We start from the raw sequence: 26,397 nt of genomic DNA, 5'->3' as shown, positions 1-26,397 counted from the left end.
GCGCACGCGTGCCACCCTTCGCGAGGGGGCGCGCGTGCGCTGTTCGAAAGCGCTCAATGCAGCCGGATCACCGGATGCACCCGTCTGCGCAACCAGTGGCTCGCCGTATCGAGCGCCATGCGCGCGAAGCCTGTCAATGTCATCACGTGGCGGCGATAGATGAGTTTGTAGACGGCGGTGGCCAGCCAACCGTCGATGAACACCGGCTGTGTCAGCAAGCTGTTGCTCAGGTTGCCGATCGTGCCTTCGCGGCCGAAGCCGACTAGCGTACCGGCGTCGCGATAGACGAATTCGGGCAGTGCCTCGCCCGCCACCCGGCACTTCAGCGCACGCGACAGAAAGAGGGCCTGTTGGTGCGCTACCTGTGCACGAGGCGCGAGAAACGCACCCGCGTTTTCGGCAGGGCAGGCCGCGCAATCGCCAAGGCCAAATATGTTCGCGTCGTTCGTGCACTGCAGCGTGCGGTTCACCTGCACCTGCGCGTTGCGATTCACCGCGATGCCGTCCAGCGTGCGCAAGACCGGTGGCCCGGAAATGCCGGCAGTCCAGATCGCGATGTCGCTGGCGAGCGGCGCGCCCTCGTTCGTCAGCACGGCATCGGCGCGCACTTCGGTGACGCGCGTTGCGTTCAACACTTCTACGCCGAGACTGTTGAGCATCCGTTGTGCGCGCACCGAAATCGTTTCGGATAGCGCCGGCAGGACGCGCTCGCTGCTTTCGATCAGCCGGATGCGGAAGTCGCGCACGGGATCGAGTGAAAACGGGCTGTACCGGTTCAGCAGACGCACCGTGTCGCGCACCGCCGCGGCCAGTTCGACGCCGGTCGCGCCCGCGCCGATGATGTTGATGGACACCGGCGTGTCCGCTTGCGCGGTCCGTGCACGGCGTGCGTGGTTCGCACGCAGGCAGGCATCGAGCAGCTTGCGGCGAAACGCTTCCGCATGCGCGACCGACTCGAGCGGTAATGCATGTTCGGCCGCCCCGGGCACGCCGAAATATTGCGTGACGCTGCCCATTGCCAGCACCAGCGTATCGAATGCAAGCTGCCGCGACGGCAGGATTTCGCGGCCGTCGGCGTCGTGCAGCGCGCTCAGTGTGATGCGCCGATTTGTACGATCGAGCGCCGCGAGTTCGCCCTGCTCGAATTCGAAGCCATGCCGTTGCGCCTGCACCGCGTATTGCAGCTGATGCGTGGCCGGATCGAGTTGGCCCGATGCGGCTTCGTGCAGCAAGGGCTTCCAGAAATGCGTCGGCCAGCGGTCGACCAGCACGACCTGCGCGAGGCCGGCGCGGCCGAGCATGTCGGACAGACGTGTGGCGAGTCCAAGGCCGCCGACACCGCCACCGACGATCACGATGCGATGTGCCGCCGCGCGTGCAGTCTGCTGCGTACATTGCGTAGTAGAGGTTGCTTGCTGATCGATTGCGGCCATGATCCTTATCCTCCTGAAGTTATCCGTGCCGAACCGGTGAAGGTGCTCCCGGGCTATACCGGGTATTCACCGGCCGCATCTGTCAGGGCCAGTATAGAATCGGTGAAAACCGCAGCACAATTTAATGTTTATATAGAACATATAGGTGTTCACTTATGTTAAAAGCCGCCACGTTCCGCCAGTTGAAAACCTTGCATACGGTCGCGAAGCTCGGCAGCGTGTCGCGCGCGGCCGAGGAACTGAAGCTCACGCAACCGGCCGTGTCGCTTCAGGTGCGTCTGCTCGAAGAGGCGGCGGGCGCACCGCTGCTGCAGCGGGTGGGGCGCGGTGTGCAGTTGACCGCGGCGGGCGAAATCCTCGCACGCTATGCGCTGGAAATTCTCGATCTATGGAACGGCGCATCGGACGACCTCGCCGCCTTGCAAGGCGAGCAGGGCGGCACGCTGCGCATCGGCGCGATCACGACCGCCGAATATTTGATCCCGCCTTTTCTGGTGCGCTTCACCGAGTTGCGTCCGCAAGTAAAGGTGCAGTTCAAGGTCGGCAATCGCGCTGACATCATCCGCATGCTGGCCACGCACGAGATCGATCTCGCGGTGATGGGCAGCGCGCCGCGCGAATTGCGCACGGTGGCCACCGCGTTCGCCAAGCACCCCATGGCGTTCGTCGCCTCGCCCGCGCATGCGTTGATGAAGAAAAAGCGCCTGTCGCTCGATGATCTGCAAACCGCGAATCTGTTCGTGCGCGAGCGGGGCTCGGGCACGCGCTCGACGGTGGAGAATCTGTTTCGCCTCGCCGGCCACAAACTGCATATCGGCTCCGAACTCTCGAGCAACGAGGCGATCAAGCAACTGGTCGAGGCGGGCCTGGGCGTCGCGTTTCTGTCGCTGCATGCGTGTTCGCTGGAATTTCAGGCCGGCTTGCTGGCGTTGCTGCCGTTGCCCGCCAATCCGATCGAGCGCGACTGGTATGTGATGCATGTGTCCGATAAGCGCCTGCCGCATGTCGCCGGGCTGTTCCGCGATTTTCTGATCGAGCACGGCATGTCCGGCGCGGTGCCGGTGCCGCTGCCAACCGTTGCCGCGGCGAAGCGGCGCCGTCAGGCGGGCCAGGCGCACCTGGCTTAAGGCGCGGATTCTCGCGATTTGCTTCGACGTTTGCGCGCTGCAAGGCTCGAAGCCAGTGCTCATGTGGCCTTTCATTGCCTTCGCATAGCCTTGCGGGGCGGGGCTTTCAGGTTACATCGCCCGCGATCGAAGTAAAGGTTGGGCGAGCGATATTTTTGCCCGCGTCGATTGTCTTTACAGTGGCGCCCAGACATCTGAGAAAAGTGGACGCCGCATCCTCGTGGCGAGCCATCGTGATTGACCTGGCCGTTACAGGAGTCGGAGACAATGAGCAGCAACAGCATCACCCAAGTCGAAACATTCGGCTTCGAACGCATTCCGGATCGCTCGCGTTATGCGCGGCCGATCGATCTGTTCCGCTTGCTGTTCGGCGGTTGCAATACTTTTTCCACGTCGGTGCTCGGCAGTTTTCCCGTGCTGCTCGGCTTGTCGTTCAAGGCAGGGGTCTGTTCGATCGTGCTCGGCGTGCTGATCGGTTCGTGCATCCTTGCGCCGATGGGCCTGTTCGGCCCGCGTAACGGCACCAGCGATCCGGTTTCGTCGGGGGCGCATTTCGGCATTCACGGCCGGATCGTCGGCTCCTTTCTCGCGGTGTTGACCGCGGTCGCTTTCTTCTCGCTGGCGGTGTGGAGTTCGGGCGATGCGCTCGTGGGCGGCGCGAATCATTTGCTTGGCCTGCCGGTCAACTGGATGACGTTGAGCTTCGCATACGGTCTCTTTGCGGTGCTGGTGCTCACCGTCTGCGTCTATGGTTTTCGCTTCATGCTGTGGGTCAACAAGATCGCCGTATGGGCGGCGAGCCTGCTGTTCGTGGTCGGCATCTTCGCGTTCTCCGGGCCGTTCGATAGCGCCTATGCCGGCAAGGTCGCGCTCGGCTCGATCGGTTTCTGGCCGGCCTTCGTGAGCGCCGTGCTGGTTGCGATGAGCAATCCGGTGTCGTTCGCCTGCACGCTCGGCGACTGGGCCCGCTATATTCCGCAGAACACGCCGAAGCAGCGCACGATCCTCGCGGTGATGCTCGCGCAACTGGCCACTTTCGTGCCGTTCTTCTTCGGTCTCGCCACGGCGACGATCATCGCCAGCAAGGCGCCGGATTTCATCGCGTCGAATAACTATGTGGGCGGTCTGCTGGCGATCTCGCCGAACTGGTTCTTTCTGCCGGTGTGTCTGATTGCGATCATCGGCGGCATGTCGACGGGCACGACCGCGCTGTACGGCACCGGGCTCGATATGTCGAGCATGTTTCCGAAGTTTCTGAACCGCGTGCGCGCCACGCTGCTGATTGGCAGCCTCGCAATCGGCTTCATTTTTCTTGGCCGGTTCGCGTTCAACCTGGTCGAAAGCGTGTCGACGTTCTCGGTGCTGATCAACGTCTGCAGTTGCCCGTGGATGGTGATCATGATTATCGGCTTCGTGACGCGGCGCGGCTTCTATCTGTCCGACGATCTGCAGGTGTTCAATCGCGGCGGCCGTGGCGGTCATTACTGGTTCACGCATGGCTGGAACTGGCGCGCGATGGGCGCGTGGATTCCGAGCGCGCTAATCGGCCTGTGCTTCGTCAATCTGCCGGATCAGTTCGTCGGCCCGCTCGGTCAACTCGCCGGTGGTCTCGACATCAGCATGCCGGTTTCGTTGGCGCTTGCCTGCGCGTTGTACATCGGGTTGTTGCAGTGCTTTCCCGAACCGGATGGCGTGTATGGACCGCTTGGCCGCCGTTGGTTGCGTGGCGGTTCACAGCGCAATGTGACCGTGCATCCGGTGGTGCCGGCGACTAAGCTTAAAGCCGGCGGCCCGCAATTGAAGGCGCAAGCGAAATCGCAAGCGCAAGCGCAGCAGCGCGGCACGCAACGCGAACGCGAACTGGAAGAAGCGCTGGACACGCAGGACGCTGGTTGACGATGACGATTCGATGCAATCGAACCGGACGGCACCCAGGCCACAATCAAACAGTAAAAGCAATGGTATTCAAGTTGATCAGGCAAACAAGATGAGCGAGTCAGTAAAGCGCGCGTTCGAAGGTGTAAAGCTGTTTCCGTTCTGGCTCGACAATCCGCGCGCGCCGGCTGTCGAACGGGAATTGATCGGTCCGACCTTCGCGGATCTGGTGGTGGTGGGTGGGGGCTTTACGGGTTTGTGGGCTGCGATTCAGGCGAAAGAAACCGACCCGTCGCTCGACGTCGTGCTGGTCGAAGCGGGGAAGGTCGCCTACGGCGCGTCGGGCCGTCCGGGCGGGATCATTTCCACTTCGGTGATGCATGGCCTGCCGAACGCGACCCGCGTCTTTCCGCAGGACCTCGATGTGCTGGAAAAGCTCGGGCAGGAAAATCTCGACGGCTTCAAGGCGTCGTTGACGCGCTACGGCATCGAAGCGGATGTCGAATGGAACGGCGAGATGACGGTCGCGGTCGATTCGGGCCACCTCGATCATCTGAAAGGCGATTACGAGTTGCACGTGGCGCACGGGCACGACGTGGTGTTGCTCGACAGCAAAGGTGCACGGGAACAACTCGATTCGCCGCTGTTCGCTGGCGCGATGTGGTCGCGTAATCGCAGCGGCACGATTCATCCGGCGAAGCTCGCGTGGGGCCTGAAAGCCGCTGCGCTGAAATTGGGTGTGCGTTTGCACGAACATTCGCCGATCACGCGCCTGGAAGATCTCGGCGCGACGATGATCGTGCACACGCAGGCGGGCCGCATCGAAACGCCGCGCGTGCTGCTCGGCACCGGCACCGCGGATGTGGGCGTGACCGATATCAAGCGCCGGGTGATGCAGGTGCGTGATCACATCATCGCGACCGCGCCTTTGAGCGACGAGCAGATGGCGCGCATTGGCTGGCGCAATCGCCAGGGCATCTACGATACGCGTACGCAGCTCAATTATTTTCGCCTTACCAAGGACAACCGGATCATCTTCGGCGGCCGCGTGAGTTATCACTTCGGCGGCGATCCGAACCCGGCGGCGGATCGTGACGAAAGCACTTACTACAAGCTCGCCGAAGCGTTCTATCGCACCTTCCCGCAACTGGGCGACGTGCGTTTCACCCATGCATGGGGCGGCCCGATCGACTACTGCTCACGCGGCGCCGTGTTCGCGCGCCGCTATCACGGCGGCAAGAGCGTGTTCGTCGCGGGCTATACGGGTTTCGGCGTGGCGGGCAGCCGCTTCGGTGCGAAGATGGGTCTCGACATGCTGTGGAATCGCGATACGCTGATTACGTCGCTGGATATTTCGCGCAAGGGGCCGTCGTACATTCCGCCGGAACCGCTGCGCTGGATTGCCGCGAAGATCACCTTCAACGCGTTCGACGGTGCCGACGATCGCGGCGGCTGGCGGCGTCTCTGGATCAATTCGATCAAGGCGCTGGGCTTCCCCATGTAGTTGCCCAGCTCGTGGGCGGTGCGGTTTTCCATAGCCGCCAATATAAAAAGCCGCACCTTGACGGGTGCGGCTCTTGATGAAGCAACGTAGTGATGTAGTGTGAATCAACCGCAGTACACGATGCTGTACTTCTTGGTCGCCACCGGCATATGCCACGTGCCCGAGAAGCCCTTGTGCAGGATGAAGGCGTCGCCGGCGGCATAGCGTTCGCTGCGGCCGTCGTCGCTGGTGACGACGACTTCGCCTTCGATCAGCACGCAGACTTCGTGGATCGGCAGGTCGGCCAGCTTCAGCGTGCCCGCATCGCATTGCCACACGCCGGCGGACAGCATGTTGGTCGCGTCCGAAAATGCGTTGAGGGCGTGCGGTGCCTTGGCACCTTCGAGAATGACGTCGGCGGGATCGTGCAGGGCAGGGTTCAGGCCGGAAGCGCCGGGGCCTTTAGCGTCGATGCGGGTGAAAGTGAGGGTGCTCATGTGTCTCTCCTGGTTGACTGGATTCGATGACGAAATCGAAGCAGAACCGGAGTCTGAGCCAAAGCTGCGTAGCGATGAATTTCGATTTGAAGACATTCAGATTGAGCGGCGTCGATGTAAAGCGTTCGATGCCGCTGCGGGCGCTTTTTCGGCCCCCCGTCTGACCCAACCATTCATGTAAAGGGTACGCCCATGCAACACGCCAAACAGTTCTATATCGACGGTCAGTGGGTCGATCCGCAAGACCCGGCTACCGCTGCCACGCTCGACGTGATCGATCCGTCCACCGCCACTGCATTCGCGCAGATTTCGCTCGGCAGCACGGCCGATGTCGATCGCGCCGTGGCGGCCGCGAAGCGTGCGTTTCCTGCCTACAGCGAAACCACGATCGCGCAGCGCATCGATTTGCTGCAAGCGATTCTGGACGTCTATCGCAAACGCTACGACGACATGGTGCATGCGATCAGCCGCGAGATGGGCGCGCCGCTGCAATATGCGAACGACGCGCAGGCGTGGACCGGCGTCGCGCATCTGGAGACGATGATCCGCACGCTCGATACGTTCGAATTCGAGTCCACGAAGAACAGCATTGTGATCCGCAAGGAAGCGGTTGGCGTGTGCGGCCTGATTACGCCGTGGAACTGGCCGGCGTTGCAGATCACCACCAAGGTCGCGCCCGCGCTCGCGGCCGGTTGCACGATGGTGCTCAAGCCTTCGGAGCTGGCGCCGCTCTCGGGTATCGTCTTCGCCGAAATTCTCGACGAAGCGGGCGTGCCCGCCGGCGTGTTCAACCTCGTGAACGGCGACGGCCTCACGGTGGGCGAAGCAATGTCGCGCCATCCTGACATCGACATGATGTCGTTCACCGGTTCGACGCGTGCGGGCGTGCAGGTCGCAAAGGCCGCGGCGGAGACGGTCAAGCGCGTGCATCAGGAACTGGGCGGCAAGTCGGCCAACCTGATTCTCGAAGATGCCGATCTGAAGCAGGCCGTGATGCGCGGCGCACGTGCCTGTTTCGACAACAGCGGTCAATCGTGCGATGCGCCCACGCGCATGTTCGTGCCGCGCGCACGCGTGGAGGAAGCGTTGGCGTATGCGAAGGAAGCCGCTGAAGCCCTGGTCGTCGGTCCCGCGGATGCCAGGGGCACCGATCTTGGACCCGTCATCAGCGAGCAGCAGTTCGACAAGATCCAGCGGCTGATCGGCGTGGGCATCGAAGAGGGCGCGACGCTGGTGGCCGGCGGCCTGGGCCGTCCCGCAGGACTGAAGGACGGTTACTTCGTGCGCCCGACGGTATTCGGCAACGTCACGCCGAACATGACGATTGCGCGTGAAGAGATTTTCGGACCGGTGTTGTCGATTCTGGGCTACGACTCCGAAGACCAGGCGATCGCGATGGCCAACGATAGTCTCTATGGTCTCGCGGGCTATGTGCAATCCGCCTCGCTCGAGCATGCGTATGCGGTGGCCAAACGCCTGCGTACCGGCACGATCTATCTGAACTATGCGGACTACAACCCCGATGCGCCGTTTGGCGGCTTCAAGCAGTCGGGCAATGGCCGCGAGTACGGCGAGTTCGGTCTCGAGGACTTTCTGGAGATCAAGGGCGTGGTCGGCTACTCGGGTTGAGCCGGCGTTACGTCGCTTCACCGCGCCAGCGCCAGCCTCTATCCGGTCAGTAGCGGGTAAATATTCAGGTCATTCGGTTACGTTGCTAGAGCAGCAATTCGATCGAATGAAACAGGCGGCGCTGTTCCGGGTCCTGCGAGCGCGCCCCTTCGTCGATCACTTCGCGCAAACATTCGAGAAAACACGTGGCCGCCGGACTCGTCGGCGCGCCGCGGCGTGACGTGATGCTGACGATGGTTTCATCCACCGTTTCGCGCAAGGGCAGCGCCCACAGATTCTCCTTCGCGATGCTCACCTCGACGAGCGGCCACGGAAAGATACTGAGCATGTCCGTGTGCGCGAGCAGGCCCAGCACGACCGCCAGCGAATGCGCGAGATGGATCGTGTGCGGCACCTTCATGCCGCGCTTGCGGAACAGGTTGTCCGAAATCGACTCGCGGCTCGCGGGGTCCCAGTTCAACACCCATTCAGCGTCTTCCAGCTCGAGCAGCGTGCGGCAACCGGCCTTCGGATGATCGCGGCGCGCGACCACCGCCGAATGCGTCGAAAACAGCGGCACGTTGTGAAACTCCGATTGCGGCGACGCGGGCGGTGGGCGGCCGATCGAAAAATCGAGGCTGCCGTCGCGCAGACGCGGTTGCACCACCGCGAGCAAACCTTCGAAAAATTCCAGCTGCACTTCCGGCATGCGTTGCCGGAACCGCTGCACGGTGGGCGACAGAAAGGTTAGCGCGACCCACGGCGTGACGCCGATCGACAGTTTGCCGGCCGCCGCGCCGCGCATCGCTTCGATCTCCGCTTCCGCACGCTGCAATTGACCGAGGACGAGCCGCGCATGCACGACCAGCGCGCGGCCGAACTCGGTAAACGCGACGCCGCTTGCACCGCGCACCACCAGCGGCGCGTGCAGATCGGCCTCCAGTTCGCGCATCGCCTTGGTCACGGCGGCCGGCGAAAGTCCGAGCGAGCGGGCGGCGGCGCGGATACTGCCGGTATCCGCAATGGCCGCCAAGGTGCTGAGTTGATGCAGTTTCATCTGACAAGCTTGTAGGAAGGTGGCAACCACAGGTTGCTGCTGCAACGATTCTACGCCTGCCGCCGGAATATCGGCGTCGCTATGCTGGGTTCACGCTTTCATAGACGGAGACGACACGTGAACACCATGGCTATTCCGGCGGGCATCGCCGAACTCGAAGACGAAATGATCGCGCTGCGCCGTCGCATCCATGCGCAGCCCGAGCTTGCCTATGAAGAGTTCGCCACCGGCGACCTGGTCGCCGAACGTCTGCAGGAGTGGGGCTACACGGTGCATCGCGGGTTGGGTCAAACCGGCGTTGTCGGCCAACTGAAAGTCGGCAACGGCACCCGCAAACTCGGCTTGCGCGCCGACATGGACGCACTGCCGATCCACGAAACCACCGGTCTGCCGTATGCCAGCACCGTCCCCGGCAAGATGCACGCATGCGGCCACGACGGCCATACGGCGATACTGCTGGCCGCCGCCAAGCACCTCGCGCAGGAAAAGCATTTCGACGGTACGTTGAATCTGATTTTCCAACCCGCTGAAGAGGGCCAGGCCGGCGCGAAAAAAATGCTTGAAGACGGGTTGTTCGACAAATTTCCGTGCGATGCCGTCTTCGCGATGCATAACATGCCGGGCTTTCCTACGGGCAAACTCGGCTTCCTGCCGGGCTCGTTCATGGCCTCGTCGGATACGGTGATCATCAAGGTGACCGGACGCGGCGGTCACGGCGCAGTGCCGCATAAAGCCATCGATCCGGTCGTGGTGTGCGCGCAGATCGTACTGGCGTTGCAGGCCATCGTCTCGCGCAATATCGCGCCGCTCGACATGGCGATCATCACCGTCGGCGCGATTCACGCCGGCGAAGCCCCGAACGTGATTCCCGAGACCGCCGAGATGCGCTTGTCCGTGCGTGCGCTGAAGCCCGAGGTTCGCGACCATTTGCAGGAGCGCATCACGGCGGTCGCGTGCGGGCAGGCTGCCGTGTTCGGCGCGCGGGCGCATGTGGATTATCAGCGCCGCTATCCGGTGCTCGTCAACGATGCGGACATGACCGGCCTCGCCCGGCAAGTCGCACTCGACTGGCTCGGCGAAGACGGCTTGATCGCCGACATGCAGCCGCTGACCGGCAGTGAAGATTTCGCGTTCCTGCTCGAGCGTTGCCCCGGCAGCTACCTGATCATCGGCAATGGCGACGGCGAGGGCGGCTGCATGGTCCACAACCCGGGCTACGACTTCAACGACGATTGCCTGGCCACCGGCGCGGCCTATTGGGTGCGGCTCGCGCAGAAGTTTCTGGTCTGACGCCGGCACCGGGCCGGAACAGGGCCGGAAAGGCCGCGAAGCCATCAAGGCCGTGTTGGAGTCAGTCAGACCCGGCACGGCCGCAAAGCACCATGTAAGGCCGCAGAGCCGCGCATCAGCAGGAAGTACACCACGGAGACACAGATGGACTATTCCGCTACACCGCAACCCCCAGGCGCCGACGCCTTGAACATGCAGAACATGTCGACGGCGCAGCCCGCCGAGCGCACGAGCCACGTTAAGGCGATCGCCGCGATCACGTTGGGCAACGGCCTGGAGTTTTTCGATTTCACGATTTACAGCTTCTTCGCGACAATCATCGGCAAGCTGTATTTCCCGGTGGAAGGACAGCTTGCGCAACTGATGCTTGCAGTCGGGACATTCGGCGTGGGTTTCATCATGCGGCCGGTGGGCGGCATTATCCTCGGCGCTTACGCGGATCGCGCCGGCCGTAAGGCGGCGATGAGTCTCACGTTGTGGCTGATGACGCTCGGCTCCGCGATCATTGCGTTCGCACCGACTTACGCGGTGATCGGCGTGGCCGCGCCACTGCTGGTGATTCTTGCGCGGCTGATACAGGGATTTGCGTTGGGTGGCGAGATCGGCGCATCGACGTCGTTATTGCTGGAGTACGGCAGCGACAAGACGCGCGGTTTCTATGGCAGTTGGCAGTTCGTGAGCCAGGGGTTGAACACGGTATGCGGCTCGCTGCTTGGCGTCGCGCTGGCGGCGGCGTTGTCGACAGCCGCATTGGAGAGTTGGGGCTGGCGTGTGCCGTTTGTGATCGGCATGGCGATGGGGCCGATTGGAATTTACATCCGGCGTCATCTGGATGAGACGTTGCCGGGCGTTGAGGACGGCAAGGGCAAAGCAGAGCCGGTGCCGGCTGCGCAGCCGGTGCGCCAGCTGTTTCACGAGCATGGCCGCGTGATTACGACTGGCGTGTTGACGACGATTGGCGGCACGGCGGCGAACTATATCGTGCTGTTTTATCTGTCCACTTACGCGATTCGGATTCTGCATTTGCCGATGTCGTCGGCGCTGTGGGCTGCCTGGACCGCGGCAGTGGTGACGGTGATCTGTTCGCCGTTTGCGGGGGCGTTGTCCGATCGTGTCGGTCGTAAGCGGGTTTTGTGGGTTTCGCGTGTGTTGTTGATTGTGACTGTGTATCCCGCTTTTATGATTATCAATGCGACGCCGAGTGTGCCTGTGTTGCTGTCGGTTGTTGCTGTGCTGGCGGTGTTTGTTGCTTTTACTGCCGTGCCCAATATCGTCATGCTGCCGGAGATGTTTCCGCGCGAGATTCGCGCTACCGGGATGTCGGTGGTTTATTGTCTTGGGGTTTCTATTTTTGGTGGGTTCGCGCAGTTTTTTGCCACCTGGCTGATTCAGATTTCTGGGAGTAATCTGGCTCCCGCCTGGTATTTGATCGGATGTGGGTTGGTGTCGTTGTTGCCGCTGCCTTTCATGCGGGAGACTGCGGGGCGGGCTATTGATTGAGGTTCGGGTTTTTTGCCTGCTCGGCGGGTTTTTTGGGGCGCTTATGGTGGTGGCCTTTCTTTGATTTGTTTGTGGTCTATTAGTGTTCCCCCTGTGCGGGGGGGCACCTACTTTTCTTTGCCGGCTGCAAAGAAAAGTAGGCAAAAGAAAGCAGCTCAAACCGCTAATTCTAAGCGGCTCCCGCAGTCAGCAAAGGGTAGTGGCTCCGTGGAATCTGTGTTCTCGCACATTCGGCGCTAGTGACAAGGGCGTCATACTTCCGGCGGCGCTGCGCGCGCCGCAGAGTGCTTCTTAAAGCCGAGCGCTACGTTTTTACGCTGGCGTTTCGCCTGGCTGGCGCCCGTCGTTGAATCGCCTCGGATTCTCCGGGGGCGCCCCCGTTTTATTCGGCATGCGAACCTTGTACCTGCATGCGCAGGCGCGACGCGTTGGTCGCTTTTGGGGCAACGGCGTTGCCGAAGCACCAGTAGATTCAGTTTCTCGCCGAGGCGAAGCCGACGCCCCCACCTTCCTGAACGAAGCCCATGTTTTCCCATGCAGACCGTCCGCGACGCACGTAGTGCGGAGTGGGAGCTGATGACACCTTTGTCACTATCGCCTGAAGGTCCGAGGGCTCGGATTCCACGGGGCCACTGGCCTCTCCAAGCCGGGGGAGCCGCTTAGAATTAGCGGTTTAAGCTGCTTTCTTTTGCCTACTTTTCTTTGCAGCCGGCAAAGAAAAGTAGGTGCCCCCCCGCACAGGGGGAACACTAATAGACCACAAACAAATCAAGGAAAGGCCACCACCGTAAGCACCCAGAAAAAAAAGCACTGCTAGGGCAAAAAAAAAAGAAAAGCCCCACCCCAAACCAACACCGCCGCCAAAGGCAAAAACCCCAACTTTTATCTAACCGCCGACTCCCCATCGGCCACCGGCGCCCCATCCTCTTCCGCAGCAGCATCCCGCGTCTCCGGCATCGCCGCCCACACCAGCAAAACAGCAAGCGCACCCGCAGCGGCCAAACCAAAAAAGCTCACCGCGTTACCAAAATGATCCGCCACAAACCCAGCAGCAGTCGTGCTCAAAGTAGCCCCAATCCCGGCAGCCAACCCGAACAACCCGATACACAGGTTATACCGCCCCTTACCGCCGGCCACATCGGCGGCAATCAACGGCAGCATCACACCGAATACCGCGGCGCTCAAACCGTCCAGCATCTGCACGGGCACCAGCAAATAAGGGCTGCTGATCCCGGCAAACAACAACGCACGTATCGGCAGCGCGGAAAAGCCGAGCAGCAAAATCGGCCTGCGTCCCCAGCGCTCGGCAGAGCGCCCAACCCATGGCGACATCATCGCCACGATCGCCTGCGGCACGATAATGCACGCGGCAATCACGAGCTGCACGTTGTCGCCCATGCCGGCCGTTACTTCGCCCGCGGCAAGATTCAACATCGCCGCATTCGACAAATGGAACAACACGATGCACGCCGCAAACAGCAACATCCGCTTGTCACGCAGCAATTCGCGCAGACTCTCGCGACGTTCGATCTGCTGCGGTGTCGGTGCGGCCTGGGGCAATTCGACCGTGTCGGTGCGCTGGATCATCGTGAGCGCAAACAGCGCAGGGACGGCCAGCGCCGCCGTCAGCCAGAACACCGCGCGTGCGGAATAGTATTCGCCGAATACGCCCATCAGTCCGGCCGCCACGGCACTCCCGATCGACGCCCAGCGCGCGTTGCGTCCCAGCCGGTCGCCGAGGTTCGCGCGTCCCACCAGCGCGAACGAGATCGCGGCCAGCGCCGGTGTCAGCATGCAGCTGGCAAAGCCGTGGAATACCTCGGCGGCGATCACCGGCAGCACGGTCGGACTCGCGGCCAGCAGCACCGCGCTCAGGATGATCGCGACGATCGCCCAGGCGGCGGCGCCTTTCTTGTTGCGCAAGGCGTCGACTGCGGCGCCGCCCGGCACCTGGCTCACCATTGCACTGATCGTGCCGACCGACAGCGCCATGCCGATCTCGCCCTGTGTCCACTTGTGCGAAGCGAGATACGACGCGATGAACGGTCCGAAACCCGTCTGCACGTTAGCGACGAAAAAATTCAGCCAATCGAGCGCGCGCAGGCTGCGCGCGGTTACCAGAGTGCGGCCTGTCATCGGGCCGCCCGTGCGTTGGAACCCGCGGTCACGGTAGCCGGTGCGGCGGATGCGGCAGCGGCGGGCGCGGGCGCAGGGGCAGGCGATACCGCGCGGATCGGTTTGTCGCTGGCGTAGGGCGGTGCCGCGTTGATCTGGGCATCGCTCAGATCGATCAGCGGATGCAGCGTCTTGTCTTTAGTGACGAAACGCAGCGCCGACCAGTTCGCGGCAATCGTGCGCCGCTCGGTGCTGACCATGCCGTTGACGTCGAGCACGACCGCCTGCGGTTGCGCGTTGGCGTCGATCAGCACGTCGATCACCCGGCCGACCTTGGCGCCGTTCGAACGCTCGACGTCCGCGTCGATCAGCGGCAATTGCGCGGCGCTGGACTTCGCCGTGGGAGTGGGTGCGGCCGCCACGGTGAGCGTGATCGGTGCAGTCTTCGCGGTCGGCGTGAAACGGAGCGCGCTCCACGGGAAATGGACCTTGCGGTCGCCAACACCCAGGAAGCCTTGCAGATTGACCACCATCTCGCGCGGTTTGCCGCTCGCGTCCGCGATCATATCGACTGCGCGGCCCACAACTTTGCCGTCGGACTTCTGCACTTCGCTATCGAGCAGCGCGCGCGCCTCGCTGCGCTCGATCGTGCGCAGCACGATCAGCGGCGGCGGCGCCGGCGGAGGCGGCGTGGGCGTGGCGACGGGCGGCGGTGGCTCGACCTTGTGCGGCTTGACGACCGGCTTTTTCGGTTTCTTGGGCTGCTCGGGCTCGGCCGCTTCCGTCTCGACCGGTTCCGGCGCGGAGGCCACCACCGGCGCGCTCGCGGGGGGTTCGACGGGCATCACCGTGGCTTCCACGATCGGCGCCTGCTGCGGGCCCCGCAGCAGGCTGCTGCAACCGGACAGCGCGAATAGCGCGAACACCGCGAGAATCAGAAGACGCCCGCCAGGACGCGAAAAACCGCCACTCATCAAGAAGGACTCCATGGGCCAGGGCGGACGGGTACTGTGGACCGCCGCAGTTAAGACAGGTACGGGCCAGAGTGTAACCCGCGGCGTCGCCCGGCCCGGTTATGCAGGCCTTCTGACAGGTGTCCCCGACGCACGGTTCATGCCGCGTTGCGCGCCCTTTACCCTGATTCGCGGCCGGTTTTCGCGCGCCAAACCTCTCGAAACCCCTTCACAGCTTCATGACAAACCGTAGGTGTAAACACGCGGACCGCCCGCCAGGTTTGCCGTGGCTTAAACGATATAAGCGTCGCGACATGTCGGGCATGCCATTCATGCGATGGGAGACATATTTGTGTTGCCCTACATTTCGGGACAGCAAAAGAAGAACGGAGCATGCGGGTTGTCCGGACGCATCGCAAACCGACGTTCAAACCTTGCCCTACCTCATTAGATCAACGCAACGAGACGAACCTGATGACGGCCGGAATACGGCCGTTTCAGCCCGCTGATAAAGGAGTCACTCATCATGATGGAACCCCACGCCCAACCGATTTCTGAAGTCGGCGTCGAATCATTCGACGGAAAAGGCTTTCTCGACCGCTACTTCGAAATCTCCTCACGCGGCAGTTCGCAGCGGACGGAAATCGTCGCGGGCATCACGACCTTCCTCGCGATGGTCTATTCCGTGTTCGTCGTGCCAGGCATGTTCGGCAAGGCGGGCTTTGACACCAGCGCGGTGTTCGTCGCCGTGTGTTTGACTACCGCGTTCGGCTCGCTGCTGATGGGCGTGTGGGCGCGTCTGCCGATCGCGATCGGTTGCGCGATTTCGCTGACCGCGTTCACCGCGTTCGGTCTCGTGCTCGGTAAAGGCTTGCATCCGAACGTCGCGCTCGGCGCAGTGTTCCTGATGGGCGTGGTGTTTACCGGCATCTCGGTGACCGGTGTGCGTTCGTGGATTCTGCGCAATCTGCCGACAGGCATCGCGCACGGGACGGGCATCGGCATCGGCCTGTTCCTGCTGCTGATCGCCGCCAACGACGTGGGTCTGGTCGTGAAGAATCCGGGCGCCGGTCTGCCGGTCTCGCTCGGCAATATCACGGCGTTGCCGGCGATCATGTCGGTGGCGGGTCTGGCCGCGATTTTCGGTCTGGTACGCCGTCGTGTGCCGGGTTCGATCCTGATCGTGATCGTCGCGATCTCGGCGATCGCCTTGCTGATCGATCCGGCGGTGGCGTTCCACGGTGTGTTCGCGGTGCCGTCGCTTAGCGCGCCGGGCCACGCTTCGCTGATCGGCGCAATGGACATCAAAGGCGCACTGTCCATGGCCGTCTTGCCGAGCGTGCTGGCGTTGGTGATGACGGCCGTGTTCGATGCGACCGGCACGATTCGCGCCGTTGCCGGACAAGCCGGTCAACTCGACGAAAACGGCCGCATCATCAACGGTGGCCGCGCATTGACGGCGGATTCGCTGAGCTCGATTTTCTCGGGCCTGCTCGGCGGCGCACCGGCGGCTGCGTACATCGAATCGACGGTCGGCGTTGCCGCCGGCGCGAAGACGGGGATGGCAGCGGCCGTGGTCGGTCTGCTGTTCCTGGTGGTGATGTTCTTCTCGCCGCTCGCGAGTCTGGTGCCTTCGTATGCAACGGCGCCGGCGCTGATGTATGTGGGCCTGCTGATGCTCTCGAATGTGAGCAAGCTGCACATGGACGACATGGTCGACTCGATGTCGGGCCTGATGTGCGCAGTGTTCATCGTGCTGACCGCCAACATCGTGACGGGCATCATGCTCGGCTTCGCGACACTGGTGATCGGCCGCGTGGTGAGCGGCGAGTATCGCAAGCTGAACGTCGGTACCGTGACGATCGCTGTCGTGCTGGTCGGCTTCTATCTCGGCGGCTGGGCGATCTGATTCTGCTGTATGCGCGCTTTGCGCGTTTTTGCTGTGACGCGAAAGCAGGGCGGTTTTTCTCTGCCGCTTTGCTCGAACGTGTAGTCGGTTGTTCTCCACCTTGACGCGGCGTGTTGCAGATGCTTTATCTGCGATGCGCCGCGTATCTTTTTTTGCCCGCTTCCCTTCGAATCCTCTTGCCGGGTTGAATGACGCCCTTGTTCGGGTGCGGCTTTATGCCATTCGCTTTTCAGCGAACTTGATGCAGACAATACGCCGGGTTGACTCAATATGCCGGGTTCGCGAAATTGCGCGAATCTGATGTGGACATATTCTTGCCGTTAAAGCCGATGCGAGGTTTGCCGTGCCGATCTACGAGGCCATAAACCATAAATTAATAAAACATAGGAATGGCGCCAAATCCGGGAGCAATGCGTCGCATCTGGAAAGTCAGGATAATGATTTGCCGCCAGGGGTGTCCGGGTATCGATCTCATGTGTCGATTGACCTGGCGGATGAAAGTGAGGATGAGGACTATTTCGAAGGCTTTCATCAATTTGAGGCGATAAATCTTCCGGTTATTGAGCGGCATGATCTGCAACGAACGCCGGAAGTCATGATGTTGCGGTCGGAGCACTCGCATCATGAACGCTCATTAACCAGATCAGGGTCTCCGTTTGATCCGTTAGAGCGCGTGGCGACCGAAAGCAGTGATGATGACGAATTCGCGGATGCCGCGGAAGAGGTCGGTCCGCCGGTGGTCCGTTACGAGGCCTTGGCCGACTGTCTGGTGACGCTCGCTTGCAGGATTCAACAAGAGACTGTCGCCGGGCTGATGTCAGGCCTGTCTGTCGAACAGCGGGTATTGTCGACGCAATACCGCTTTGCAAGAAAGTTAAATGCCGAGTTGTCAGCGGTTTACGAGGATGCAAATCTAAGTCTTCTGCAACGCTTCACCGAAATGGCGAAGATTATTTCCTGCTACGAAGAGTGGGTGCCGGAAAACATCAGATCGTTGCAACAGGGGTTGAAGTTGACGTCCAAAGTGGAGCGTTTGCTTGATATCGCACAGGGTGAGTATGGCGAAACAAACGTGAGAGGCGTGATCGCCGAGATTCGGGGCGTACTGAATAGTGGCGCGGTGCAATCAGCTTTATCGAGAGAGCGGAGCGAGCAGTTCCTGACGATCCTCGACAGGAGTGCGCAGACATTCGAGTTTCTAGCGAAGCTGAATAGCCTTGAGGACGGGGCCGGTTTTAGCGACTATTTAGAGTTGGTCGCGTCCGATCAGTTGATCAATGAGCTGGCGCCAGAGAGCTTAACTTCGCTGGTCAGTCTCGCTGCGGATGTAAAAAAGAGAATTGAGTTGCTATACGCTGGCGTGGGCAATCCATGTGCTGATTTCCCCACCAATGGGACGCACACGGAAAAGCTCGGCTGGCTGGTACAGATTCTGGAGGTCGATGAAGTTCGTCAGGCGTTGTCGCCTTTCCTCGGGCCTCAGTGGCTGGCTTTGTTGACTACTCCGCAGGCTGTGGTCAAGTTGCTCGGCGATTATCCTGACGAAGCCGGTTCCCTGGAAAAACTGCGCTGGATAGCGAGTCTGGAAAGTTCACCCAGTGCAAGGAAAATTACCGAAGGTACGCTGCTTCGGCCTGTCGTGGAGGGCATGAGCCGGGCAGTGGGTGGCAGCGATCAAACATTACCGATAATCGACTTCTTAACCAGACTCACCGCACAGGACGTCAGCCGGTTCGAACAGGCGAGAATGCTCGCATCGGCTCTGCTTGGCCCGGTGAAAACGAGGAACATGGTTTCTCTGCTGGCGCCGTTCTCGCCGGCGGCGAAGGTTGGTGCGGGCGTGTACGACTGGTATATGAACATTCCCGTCGGCATGACGTGGCGGGAGACGGCGCAATATTTTGTCGACGAGGCAGCGCACTACGTCAGAGATAAACCCGCGTTGATCACTTCGATAACCGGCGTGGATATCACTTATGCGTTATCCGTTGCCGAAATTATAAGAAAACTGCCGGCGATAAAGAGGGACTGGAGCTGGGAGGAAACAGCCGCGTGGTTGGTGCAGGAGACAATCAGGAATCCCCATGCCCGCTGGTACTTTGATCGTTTCCTGGAGGTGTGCCTGGCCTGGCAGTTCTATCAGATACTGACGCGGCAGGATGCCATTGAGGACCCCGAGGCGTTGCAGGGGGTCGTAAAAATTCTGCAATGCTATCTCCCCGATGGCGGCGAGGTAGTGATCGACGCGCTTCTGACTGTGTGGCCGCTATTGCCGGGGTTGATCGCGCTGAGAGAGGAGCTAGGCACGCTGCCCCCTACCGACTCGTGGATTACGTGGTTGAACGTTGTCGTCGAGCGTTCGAGGCAAAGCAGCCATCCCGCGATAGAAGGCTTGGCGGCCCGGATAGAGGCGCTTGCTTGCCGTCTCGGTACGCACGCAATGCTCAGCGTATCTGGAACCCTATCGAGTGCCATGGCGAGTGTGTTGGGCACGTTGCGCTCACCAGGACTGCGGGTCACGCCCCGCGGCGAGGAGCGCCCTCGAACTGACAACGCGCCAACCGGCGGCGCGCTTGATGCTATTGACGCGGCGACTGCCCGGCGCACCCAGGCGACCGTGGCGCTCGCGCGGTATCTCGCCCAACCCCTGGCGTCGTTGCAAGATGTGATCTCCGATTATGTCGACGCCCTCGCTGTCTTTGCATTCAAGAAAATGCCGCCGAACAGCGAAGAATTGGGCGTGACCTTTGCGTGTCTGATGGTTCTGGAAGCCCTCGACCGTGGCGGAAACATTCCAGATGAGACAACGAGCTCAGCAGCAAACACTGTACGGCCGGATGAGCTAGCCGCCGCAGCGCCATCCGGCCTGTCGTCGATACCTGATACGCGGCCTGTCATTTGGGGCGATGAGCAGGCAAAGCGCGAAAAAATACTCGCAGGGCTGTCGCTGGCGGCTTACTGGCTGGCGACAACGTGGGCGGCCTATAAAGTGCTGTCCCCGAGGTTCGGCTCTGTAGAAAATGAGGCGCCTGACGCGGCGATGGATGCCGGTTTGATCGAAGTAAAAATCGATGGCAGCACTGACCGAAAAGCAGATGCGAAAGTAGGTGAGGACATACCAGAGGCGGCGCAGAAGCTGGTAGACAATGCGGCCGACGATCATGAGCCTCCATCGACCGGAGGCGCGCGTCATTTTCTGAAAAAATATCGTGGCGAGCTGGCGGTTGGCGCGGCGGTGATGATGGGGGCCGGTCTAACCGCTTATTTTGTTGAAAAGTACTTTTTGTGCGACGACCTGGATGCCGCCATTGACAGGATACTGGGCAAGCTGGAGTTCATTGATGTCACGTCAATTCCAGAGTTTCAAGACTTACTTTCAGGCGGACATGCTCGCCAATCAAGAAGGGTGCTTTCCGAGGGCGCATTGGAGAGTTCCGAGGAAAAAATAAAGGAATATCTGTTGGCTCTGAGTGGGCGACTCGGTAAAGAAGGTCCGCTGAAAATATTCTTCGAAAATTTGACGGCTCGTCTACTCCCACACATTTTAAGTAAGCAGGGCGTGGTAGGCCGGCTGGGTGACGATTTTGCCCTGCTGGCTGAACTCGATCTGATGCTGATGAAAATGCAGAGGTACATTGTTTCAGTAATAATTGCTTTCGACAATTTCACCGATTTTAGAATGCTCCTGATGCTTAATCAGTTGCGAAATTTCATCTTGCAGGTGTTGCTGGATAAATACAACGACAGGACCCTGAGCTATTATGCGGCGCTGGTCAGCCAGAGAGAATTTCAGGAGTTAAATGAGTTCTGGAAAATAAAAATACCCGGAAGCTACCTGCGCTACCTCTTGCACGGCGAAGGGCTCTCGGATAAGGAAATTGAATTTTACTGCAACCTCCTGAAGACTACTCTGGAAGCTGCCATGCTTTCTGACAGTGTGTCGACGCGGGACGGCGCCGTGGGCTTCATTGGCGAAGACGGGGTTATCAAGTTGATTATCGAGGGGGTGGAGGGGACATTTAAATATTACGATGGAAAGCTTCTATGGGATGAGGCTCGCAGCGCAGAGGAGAAGGATGATGCCGAAAAGTCAGTTGATGCAGAGTTAATAGACAGAATCACAAAAGTGGCTGGATATCTGGAGCGAGCCTCAAAAGCCCTTTCGAAACCGGGCGCGCGAGATTTCACATATCCAGGCAGCGAAAAGGATTGCAAGGACTCGGTTTTTATAAAAGGACGTATAAGGGAAATCGTTGGGCCAGGCAACGAAATCGATCAGATAATTGCCGTGACCTACGCATGCGAGAATGAAAAAAGGGTTGCGCTGTTTAGTATTGAACAAATAGTTATGGGTCTTCATCTGAAACATGCGAATTATAAAAACAGAAATGCTGAAATTAAATGGCCGGTCGCTCTTGGGGATGAGCTAAAAGGAAAAATCCTGGCTATTTCCAATGAAATGAGTGAGGCGAAGAAGATCGTGGCTAATGCCGACCGGATTCGCGCTTACCAGGCAACCTTGAAGGGGGTCAAGATCGGCGGCATTGTCAAATATGTCGACAATGCGATCCGGCGTGAGGCGGCGAAACTCGGCATAACGGGGGACGTCAATATCGATACGCGGGTTGTCGTGTCGACAACCGAAATGAAACCTGCTCCGATTTCTCAAATGTTCCCCTCCAAACACATTTTCACCGTGGAAAATGAGTATCGGCTTGGGGAGATTTCGCTGAGAAAACTGAACTCCACGAGGGACATGAAAGTGTCCGATGCGCGCCTGGGACCAGTGGTAGAGCGTCTGCTGGCCCGGGATTTTCAGTCTGAGTACCAAGGCGAGGTAAGCAGCCTGATGGAGATGAAGCAAATAAAAGAAGCGTTTGATGCCGTCATGGTTTCCAAGATAAAGCCGCTTCTCGACCAGCCGGGGCGGCTGCATTGGATCAAGTATTCCGGTTTCGAGCTGGCCGGACTTTTGATGTATAGGAATGAGAATGATCGGATTAACATCCTGTCCTTGCTTGACGACTCCCTGAAAGAGTTCCTTTCTTTAAAGGATGTCGAAGAAAAATTCAAGCTGGACAAAGAATTGGCGCACTGGATGCTAGGACACAGTGTGGATACCTCGGCCGCCTGGATTTACGATAAATTTGGCCGCTATCCGACTGGAGCCGTAATTCCGATCAGTTTCGATGAAGACGCGAAATTGTCGAGTAGGCTGACCTATCACCAGATCGATTCGTCATCATTTTCTTTTTATCAGAATTTTCTTACGAGATTATACCGGGAAGCTGATTTGCTCGCCAAATCAAGGAGTGAGATTGACTGGCAGACTGCCCTGGACTGGCTGGAGGTGTTCGCCATTGCTGCGGCGATTTTCTCGTTGCCTTTAGGCCCGTTAGCCGGCTTTGTGATTGGTTTGGTAACGGAGGCGGGGCCGGCAATTGGAAGGGCGATTATAGAGGACGATCCAGAAGAGCAGGATTCGTATTTATGGGATGCTGCTATAAGTCTCATGTCTGAGGCTGCATTGACAGGAGCCCCGTATGGGTTAAGCGGAATCACAAAAAAAATCAGATCGTCGCCGAGTTACCGGAAATTAATTTCATGGATGGCGAGCGAGAATTCCGGAAAATCGACCAATATTTTAAGAAATAGAGCGCGGGGCGAATCTGGATCGTTGTCGTCACTTGAATGGAACAGAAAGCTTGATCACGAAGCTCGGGTTAGGGTGAATGCAAACATAGAAAAATCCATGTCGTGTGTCGGCGGCGTGCTACGGGACGCCCGGTTTCGAGGAAAGACTTCGCTTGAGACAGCGGCAGAGTTGGATAATATGAAAACATCCGGAAAATTATTACCGGACTTGAATCGCGATCAGAGTTTCTCGATAAAATTCAGGTCCATCAATCAGTGGGATCGTTTGCATCCAGACTCGCGAATCGATCACCTTGTCACGGTCATCGATCTGGATAATGTGAAGTACGTTATCGATCCTACGCCAATTTCGATGGAATCGGTTAAGGGAAGCGGCCAGACTGTGATGCTGGAGCAGGAATGGTTCAGGCGCCACCAGGAAGGGACGAAATCGAAATTAGTAAAATATAAGGATTTCTACAGTCTCAAGAAGGCGAAAAAATACAATGACCGGACATTCGTATTCGACGTCGATAAAACGGAAAGCGGTACGGTTGTCCTGAGTTCGCCTGCCTGGTATGAACCGGATTTAGGGAATTATGGTGGATTGAATGCCAACTGGCGGGCAAATGTCAGTCTTGAAGGCGTCACGCCCGATTCAGCGGGTATCTATCGGATCCCTCAGCCCGGAACGTCTACTTCGCTGCCTGTCGAGTGCTACATCCGCAATCAGGACGGCGGGGTATTTCGGGTGAAGTGGGATGACGACGCGCGTACCTGGCGTGTGATCAATCCCAGCAATACTTCAGGCTATGCGCCGCCGGTCAGGCGAAGCGGTAACGGAGCGTGGGTGAGACATCTCGATCTGGCGGGTAAGGGTGGGGCCCCCGTGCGTGCGCGGCAGACGTTGTTGACCGGCCAGCCGCTGAGTCAAATGACGCAGTTCATGAAAAATGGTCAGCGCGGGGCGTTGGAACACCTGGATGTCGCGCAGGCTGCGCTGAAAAACGGCTTGGATAGCGAGATGGTTGCCACGATCGCGGAGTGTCTGTGGGGCAGGCAATGGCTGGACAAATTTGCGCGTCCGCAACTCATTGAGAAGCTGGCAAGCAACCTGGAAATCATCCGAAAGCGCGTCAGGAAGTTCGATCCGGCCGCGCATGTGAGTTATTACAACACCAAGGCCAGTGCGGGACCCGAGGGGCCGGCGGCCAGTAGCAGCACAACAGTCGCGGAACTCGATCAGTGGAAGTATCAGGACGTGGTTCAGGATAAAGAACCCGGCACCTATGTGAATGCCTATGAAACCGGGGTGAATTTCATCAAAAGCAGGGATGACTTGGGAAAGGCATATATGGGGAGGGTCATCGTTCATGAAATGACCCATGCCACCGGGAAAACCGGGGAGTTGAGCACGGTTGACAATGCCTATATTGGAATTTTACGGGCGGACAAGAAACACGATCTGACCGCACTGGCCAGACTTCCCTTGGACCCGGGCGCGGCGGCTAACAATGCAGACTCTTACGCAACCTTCGTCCAGTACGTGACGCAGTTCAAGCGAAATCCTGAGAAATTCACTGAATTTAAGGCTGCCTTCGGAAAATGGAAGGCGGACAGGGTGCAAAACGCGGAGGCGGCGCTTTTATTCGATTTCAATGTGCCGCAGACACCTGCGGTGGGTCGCGTCATCCAACGTAATCTGCAGGATATGGCCTTGAATGTCGCCTGGCGACGGGCGGACGATCAAGGAAAGGTCAATCTGCTGATTCAGCGTTCGGCCAAACTTCCGGAGTTTATCGAGCTGGCTTATCTGGTCGGCGGTGATGTATTGGAACGATCTGTCGGTAAGAGCCTGCGGTTCGATTTCGATGGTGTGGAAAAGACCCGTTTTTCGTGGGGAGCGACCCATGACGTCGATCTGGAAAAACTTCGCGTTCGAATTGCCAACGATCTGCTCAGGTACAAGGAGGCGCAGGCACACCTGAAGTCATTGCAAAAAAATCCGCTCAAGCTGACCCGGCAGTTGGAAGAAGGGGCTTCTGTCGACGAGGCTGCCGCAGAATGGATTCTGGGCGCCAATCGTTCTGACAGGCGTGCGGTCGGCGATATGGTTAATACGTTGCAAAAATTCAAATCGGCCGATCTATTCGACAAATCTGTGATTGAGTCGATTCATCACGACGTCTATCGGCCGGCCGCAGGCGAAGTGCCTCGACATTTCAGAACGGCGGATGATCCGACGTTCATGAGTCTCGACATCGCCGACGAGTTTTTGCGGCGGCGACTCAACGATATCAGCACGGTGTCCGCTGGCGGCGGCGATCTGTTGTTTGCCGCCATGGCCCGTGGTCGTCCCTATGGCGATGGCAATATACGTACGGCGCGAACGCTATACGCATTGCATGAGCTGCGTTCGAACCCCTCGGCCTTCAGGCGCCTGACGGCCGAGGACGAGGACTTGCTGAGCGGATTGGCAATCCTTGCGCCCGCGAAGCCAGCGGGCGGCGCACCGCCGGCGCTTCCCCCGTCCGGGCCTCGTCCGGCCACGCCGAATCCGTCGACTATCCGTGTGGAAGTCGAGGTCGTGGGCGCGTTGCGATCCGCCGCGCAGCGCGAATACAAGATTCTGGATTTAGGCAGCGATGTCGAGGTGGGCATTGCCGAAACAGGAAAAAAATCCAGGCACATGACCGTTTGGCGGGCGGGAGAGAAGCCGCTTGATAATCCACCGGACGACATCATCGTGAGCGCCGGCGAACTGGACACAACAAGGCTTGGCGTGTCGAGTGGGGGCACCCCTGATTCCAATGTGATGACACTGCTTTTCTATCGGCCTGGCACCTATCGTATTGTCGATCGGAATCTGGCTTTTCTGATGAGAAGCACCTCGCGGTTCGGTACTGAAGGCGATGATTCAGGGGGCGTCGCCGGATTTAAATCCAGCGAGTTTCAGCTCTCGCCGAGCGGCACGTGGACGCATCCCATTGGGGCATCAAGTCAGTCTGTCCTTGACTATGCCGGCGGCCAGGAAAAGAACACGCCGACCGGTGCCGCGCTCAGCAAAGTGTCCGAATATACCGTGACGCACTACGAGTACGACGACCTTGAAATCCAGAAAATGGCGCTCATTCCCGGCCGTGCCGGGGCCGAGGTGCAAGGTGCCGACATCCTGAGTATTGCCGTTGATTCGCCGACCGGCGCGCGCATGTCGATCGACGAGGTGCGTCGTCAAGTTGCCGACGTCGGGCCCAACTACAAGCGTGTCCATCTGTGCGTATGCCGGCCGCTCGGCGAGGCTGCAACGTTGACGATGGATCAGTCGCGGAATCCTTCGGTTGCGGACCAGTTGCGGCTCAGCGAATCCGAATCCGAATCCGAATCCGATGTGACGGTCACGCCAGGTCGCGAAGCGGCATCCGGAACACGCGTGCCGATTACTCACCTTGTCACGCTGATCACCCTGGACAATGTGCGCGGAACGGCCGAAGAGACAGTGCAGGGCGTGATTGCGAAACACAACGGCGAATATATTGAAATCGATCCCGCTGTCGGGGACAAATTGTCTCTACCGGGCTATGAGGTGAAGGAGTGGCATGCGTCGACGCCTTGGGGAGACCTCAGCGAAGATGTGATCAACGCTGCGAAATTGTGATCAACGCTGCGAAGCGAACTCATGAAACGTCGGCCCGACTCGAATGGCGCCGCTCACAACGCCATGTCGAAAGCGGGCTTGAGGAACTGTTCGATCGCCATCACGACGAGTCCCATCGCGGCCGCTGACAGCGTCAACGTGCCGTACTCGTCGTAGCGTGAATCGTACAGGCACGCCGTGACGAAAAGAATCGCCAGCAGATTGGTCAGCCAGTCGAGATTCAGGGCCAAGTTCATCGATCAAATCCGGGCTCACGCGCGA

At 59.5% G+C, this 26,397-nt stretch carries 14 protein-coding genes; 8 read left to right on the top strand and 6 right to left on the bottom strand.

The window, feature by feature from the left end; genetic code table 11:
* Positions 1 to 53: 53 nt before the first annotated feature.
* Entirely contained in the window at positions 54 to 1,433 is a 1,380-nt protein-coding gene (locus ACAX43_RS09750) for an NAD(P)/FAD-dependent oxidoreductase (protein ID WP_370708169.1), read from the bottom strand.
* A gap of 155 nt (positions 1,434 to 1,588) precedes the next feature.
* Here ACAX43_RS09750 and ACAX43_RS09745 point away from each other — a divergent pair, with 155 nt between their 5' ends.
* From ACAX43_RS09745 to ACAX43_RS09735, 3 genes are all read left to right on the top strand, one after another.
* Entirely contained in the window at positions 1,589 to 2,560 is a 972-nt protein-coding gene (locus ACAX43_RS09745) for a LysR family transcriptional regulator (protein ID WP_370708168.1), read from the top strand.
* A 267-nt stretch (positions 2,561 to 2,827) separates the two neighbouring features.
* Positions 2,828 to 4,456 (top strand): cytosine permease, encoded by a 1,629-nt coding sequence (locus ACAX43_RS09740; RefSeq protein ID WP_370708167.1) that lies wholly within the window; start codon positions 2,828 to 2,830, stop codon positions 4,454 to 4,456.
* Between the two features lie 91 nt (positions 4,457 to 4,547).
* On the top strand, positions 4,548 to 5,939 hold the full coding sequence (locus tag ACAX43_RS09735; RefSeq protein WP_370708166.1) for an NAD(P)/FAD-dependent oxidoreductase: 1,392 nt from the start codon (positions 4,548 to 4,550) through the stop codon (positions 5,937 to 5,939).
* A 104-nt stretch (positions 5,940 to 6,043) separates the two neighbouring features.
* On the opposite strand, the gene ACAX43_RS09730 is transcribed toward ACAX43_RS09735, so the two are convergent.
* Complete coding sequence (locus ACAX43_RS09730) at positions 6,044 to 6,415, bottom strand: cupin domain-containing protein (RefSeq protein ID WP_370708165.1); 372 nt, start codon at positions 6,413 to 6,415, stop codon at positions 6,044 to 6,046.
* Between the two features lie 192 nt (positions 6,416 to 6,607).
* Between ACAX43_RS09730 and ACAX43_RS09725 the strand changes: the two genes are divergently transcribed.
* Positions 6,608 to 8,044 (top strand): aldehyde dehydrogenase family protein, encoded by a 1,437-nt coding sequence (locus ACAX43_RS09725; protein ID WP_370708164.1) that lies wholly within the window; start codon positions 6,608 to 6,610, stop codon positions 8,042 to 8,044.
* Between the two features lie 85 nt (positions 8,045 to 8,129).
* Here the strand turns inward: ACAX43_RS09725 and ACAX43_RS09720 are convergent, their stop codons facing one another.
* Positions 8,130 to 9,080 carry a LysR family transcriptional regulator gene (locus tag ACAX43_RS09720; protein ID WP_370708163.1) on the bottom strand — a complete coding sequence of 317 codons (951 nt, stop codon included), beginning with the start codon at positions 9,078 to 9,080 and terminating at the stop codon, positions 8,130 to 8,132.
* Between the two features lie 117 nt (positions 9,081 to 9,197).
* On the opposite strand from ACAX43_RS09720, the gene ACAX43_RS09715 reads away from it, so the two are divergent.
* Together ACAX43_RS09715 and ACAX43_RS09710 are read left to right on the top strand one after the other, a co-directional pair.
* A complete protein-coding gene (locus tag ACAX43_RS09715) occupies positions 9,198 to 10,370 on the top strand; it encodes a M20 aminoacylase family protein (protein ID WP_370708162.1) in 1,173 nt (390 codons plus the stop codon).
* Between the two features lie 144 nt (positions 10,371 to 10,514).
* Positions 10,515 to 11,870, top strand: a complete 1,356-nt coding sequence (locus tag ACAX43_RS09710; RefSeq protein WP_370708161.1) for an MFS transporter — start codon at positions 10,515 to 10,517, stop codon at positions 11,868 to 11,870.
* Between the two features lie 882 nt (positions 11,871 to 12,752).
* Here ACAX43_RS09710 and ACAX43_RS09705 read toward each other — a convergent pair.
* Positions 12,753 to 14,006: an MFS transporter gene (locus tag ACAX43_RS09705; RefSeq protein WP_370708160.1), complete on the bottom strand. Its 1,254-nt coding sequence runs from the start codon at positions 14,004 to 14,006 to the stop codon at positions 12,753 to 12,755.
* Complete coding sequence (locus ACAX43_RS09700; protein ID WP_370708159.1) at positions 14,003 to 14,959, bottom strand: PRC-barrel domain-containing protein; 957 nt, start codon at positions 14,957 to 14,959, stop codon at positions 14,003 to 14,005. Before ACAX43_RS09700 ends, ACAX43_RS09705 begins: the two co-directional genes overlap by 4 nt.
* Positions 14,960 to 15,464: 505 nt before the next feature.
* On the opposite strand from ACAX43_RS09700, the gene ACAX43_RS09695 reads away from it, so the two are divergent.
* On the top strand, positions 15,465 to 16,847 hold the full coding sequence (locus ACAX43_RS09695; RefSeq protein WP_370708158.1) for an NCS2 family permease: 1,383 nt from the start codon (positions 15,465 to 15,467) through the stop codon (positions 16,845 to 16,847).
* Positions 16,848 to 17,190: 343 nt separating this feature from the next.
* Complete coding sequence (locus ACAX43_RS09690) at positions 17,191 to 26,136, top strand: hypothetical protein (RefSeq protein WP_370708157.1); 8,946 nt, start codon at positions 17,191 to 17,193, stop codon at positions 26,134 to 26,136.
* A gap of 53 nt (positions 26,137 to 26,189) precedes the next feature.
* Here the strand turns inward: ACAX43_RS09690 and ACAX43_RS09685 are convergent, their stop codons facing one another.
* Positions 26,190 to 26,372: a hypothetical protein gene (locus tag ACAX43_RS09685; protein WP_370708156.1), complete on the bottom strand. Its 183-nt coding sequence runs from the start codon at positions 26,370 to 26,372 to the stop codon at positions 26,190 to 26,192.
* Positions 26,373 to 26,397 lie beyond the last annotated feature (25 nt).

This window comes from Paraburkholderia sp. IW21, assembly GCF_041321145.1.
Classification (GTDB): Bacteria; Pseudomonadota; Gammaproteobacteria; order Burkholderiales; family Burkholderiaceae; genus Paraburkholderia.
Note: the sequence above shows the minus strand (reverse complement) of the source record. Positions and strands in the feature narration are given on the sequence as shown.

Bases quoted from the DNA above. Each gene is read 5' to 3' on its own strand.
- ACAX43_RS09750 (WP_370708169.1), bottom strand. From the start codon at position 1,433: ATGGCCGCAATCGATCAGCAAGCAACCTCTACTACGCAATGTACGCAG.
- ACAX43_RS09730 (WP_370708165.1), bottom strand. From the start codon at position 6,415: ATGAGCACCCTCACTTTCACCCGCATCGACGCTAAAGGCCCCGGCGCT.
- ACAX43_RS09710 (WP_370708161.1), top strand. From the start codon at position 10,515: ATGGACTATTCCGCTACACCGCAACCCCCAGGCGCCGACGCCTTGAAC.
- ACAX43_RS09745 (WP_370708168.1), top strand. From the start codon at position 1,589: ATGTTAAAAGCCGCCACGTTCCGCCAGTTGAAAACCTTGCATACGGTC.
- ACAX43_RS09735 (WP_370708166.1), top strand. From the start codon at position 4,548: ATGAGCGAGTCAGTAAAGCGCGCGTTCGAAGGTGTAAAGCTGTTTCCG.
- ACAX43_RS09700 (WP_370708159.1), bottom strand. From the start codon at position 14,959: ATGAGTGGCGGTTTTTCGCGTCCTGGCGGGCGTCTTCTGATTCTCGCG.
- ACAX43_RS09685 (WP_370708156.1), bottom strand. From the start codon at position 26,372: ATGAACTTGGCCCTGAATCTCGACTGGCTGACCAATCTGCTGGCGATT.
- ACAX43_RS09695 (WP_370708158.1), top strand. From the start codon at position 15,465: ATGATGGAACCCCACGCCCAACCGATTTCTGAAGTCGGCGTCGAATCA.
- ACAX43_RS09740 (WP_370708167.1), top strand. From the start codon at position 2,828: ATGAGCAGCAACAGCATCACCCAAGTCGAAACATTCGGCTTCGAACGC.
- ACAX43_RS09705 (WP_370708160.1), bottom strand. From the start codon at position 14,006: ATGACAGGCCGCACTCTGGTAACCGCGCGCAGCCTGCGCGCGCTCGAT.
- ACAX43_RS09725 (WP_370708164.1), top strand. From the start codon at position 6,608: ATGCAACACGCCAAACAGTTCTATATCGACGGTCAGTGGGTCGATCCG.
- ACAX43_RS09720 (WP_370708163.1), bottom strand. From the start codon at position 9,080: ATGAAACTGCATCAACTCAGCACCTTGGCGGCCATTGCGGATACCGGC.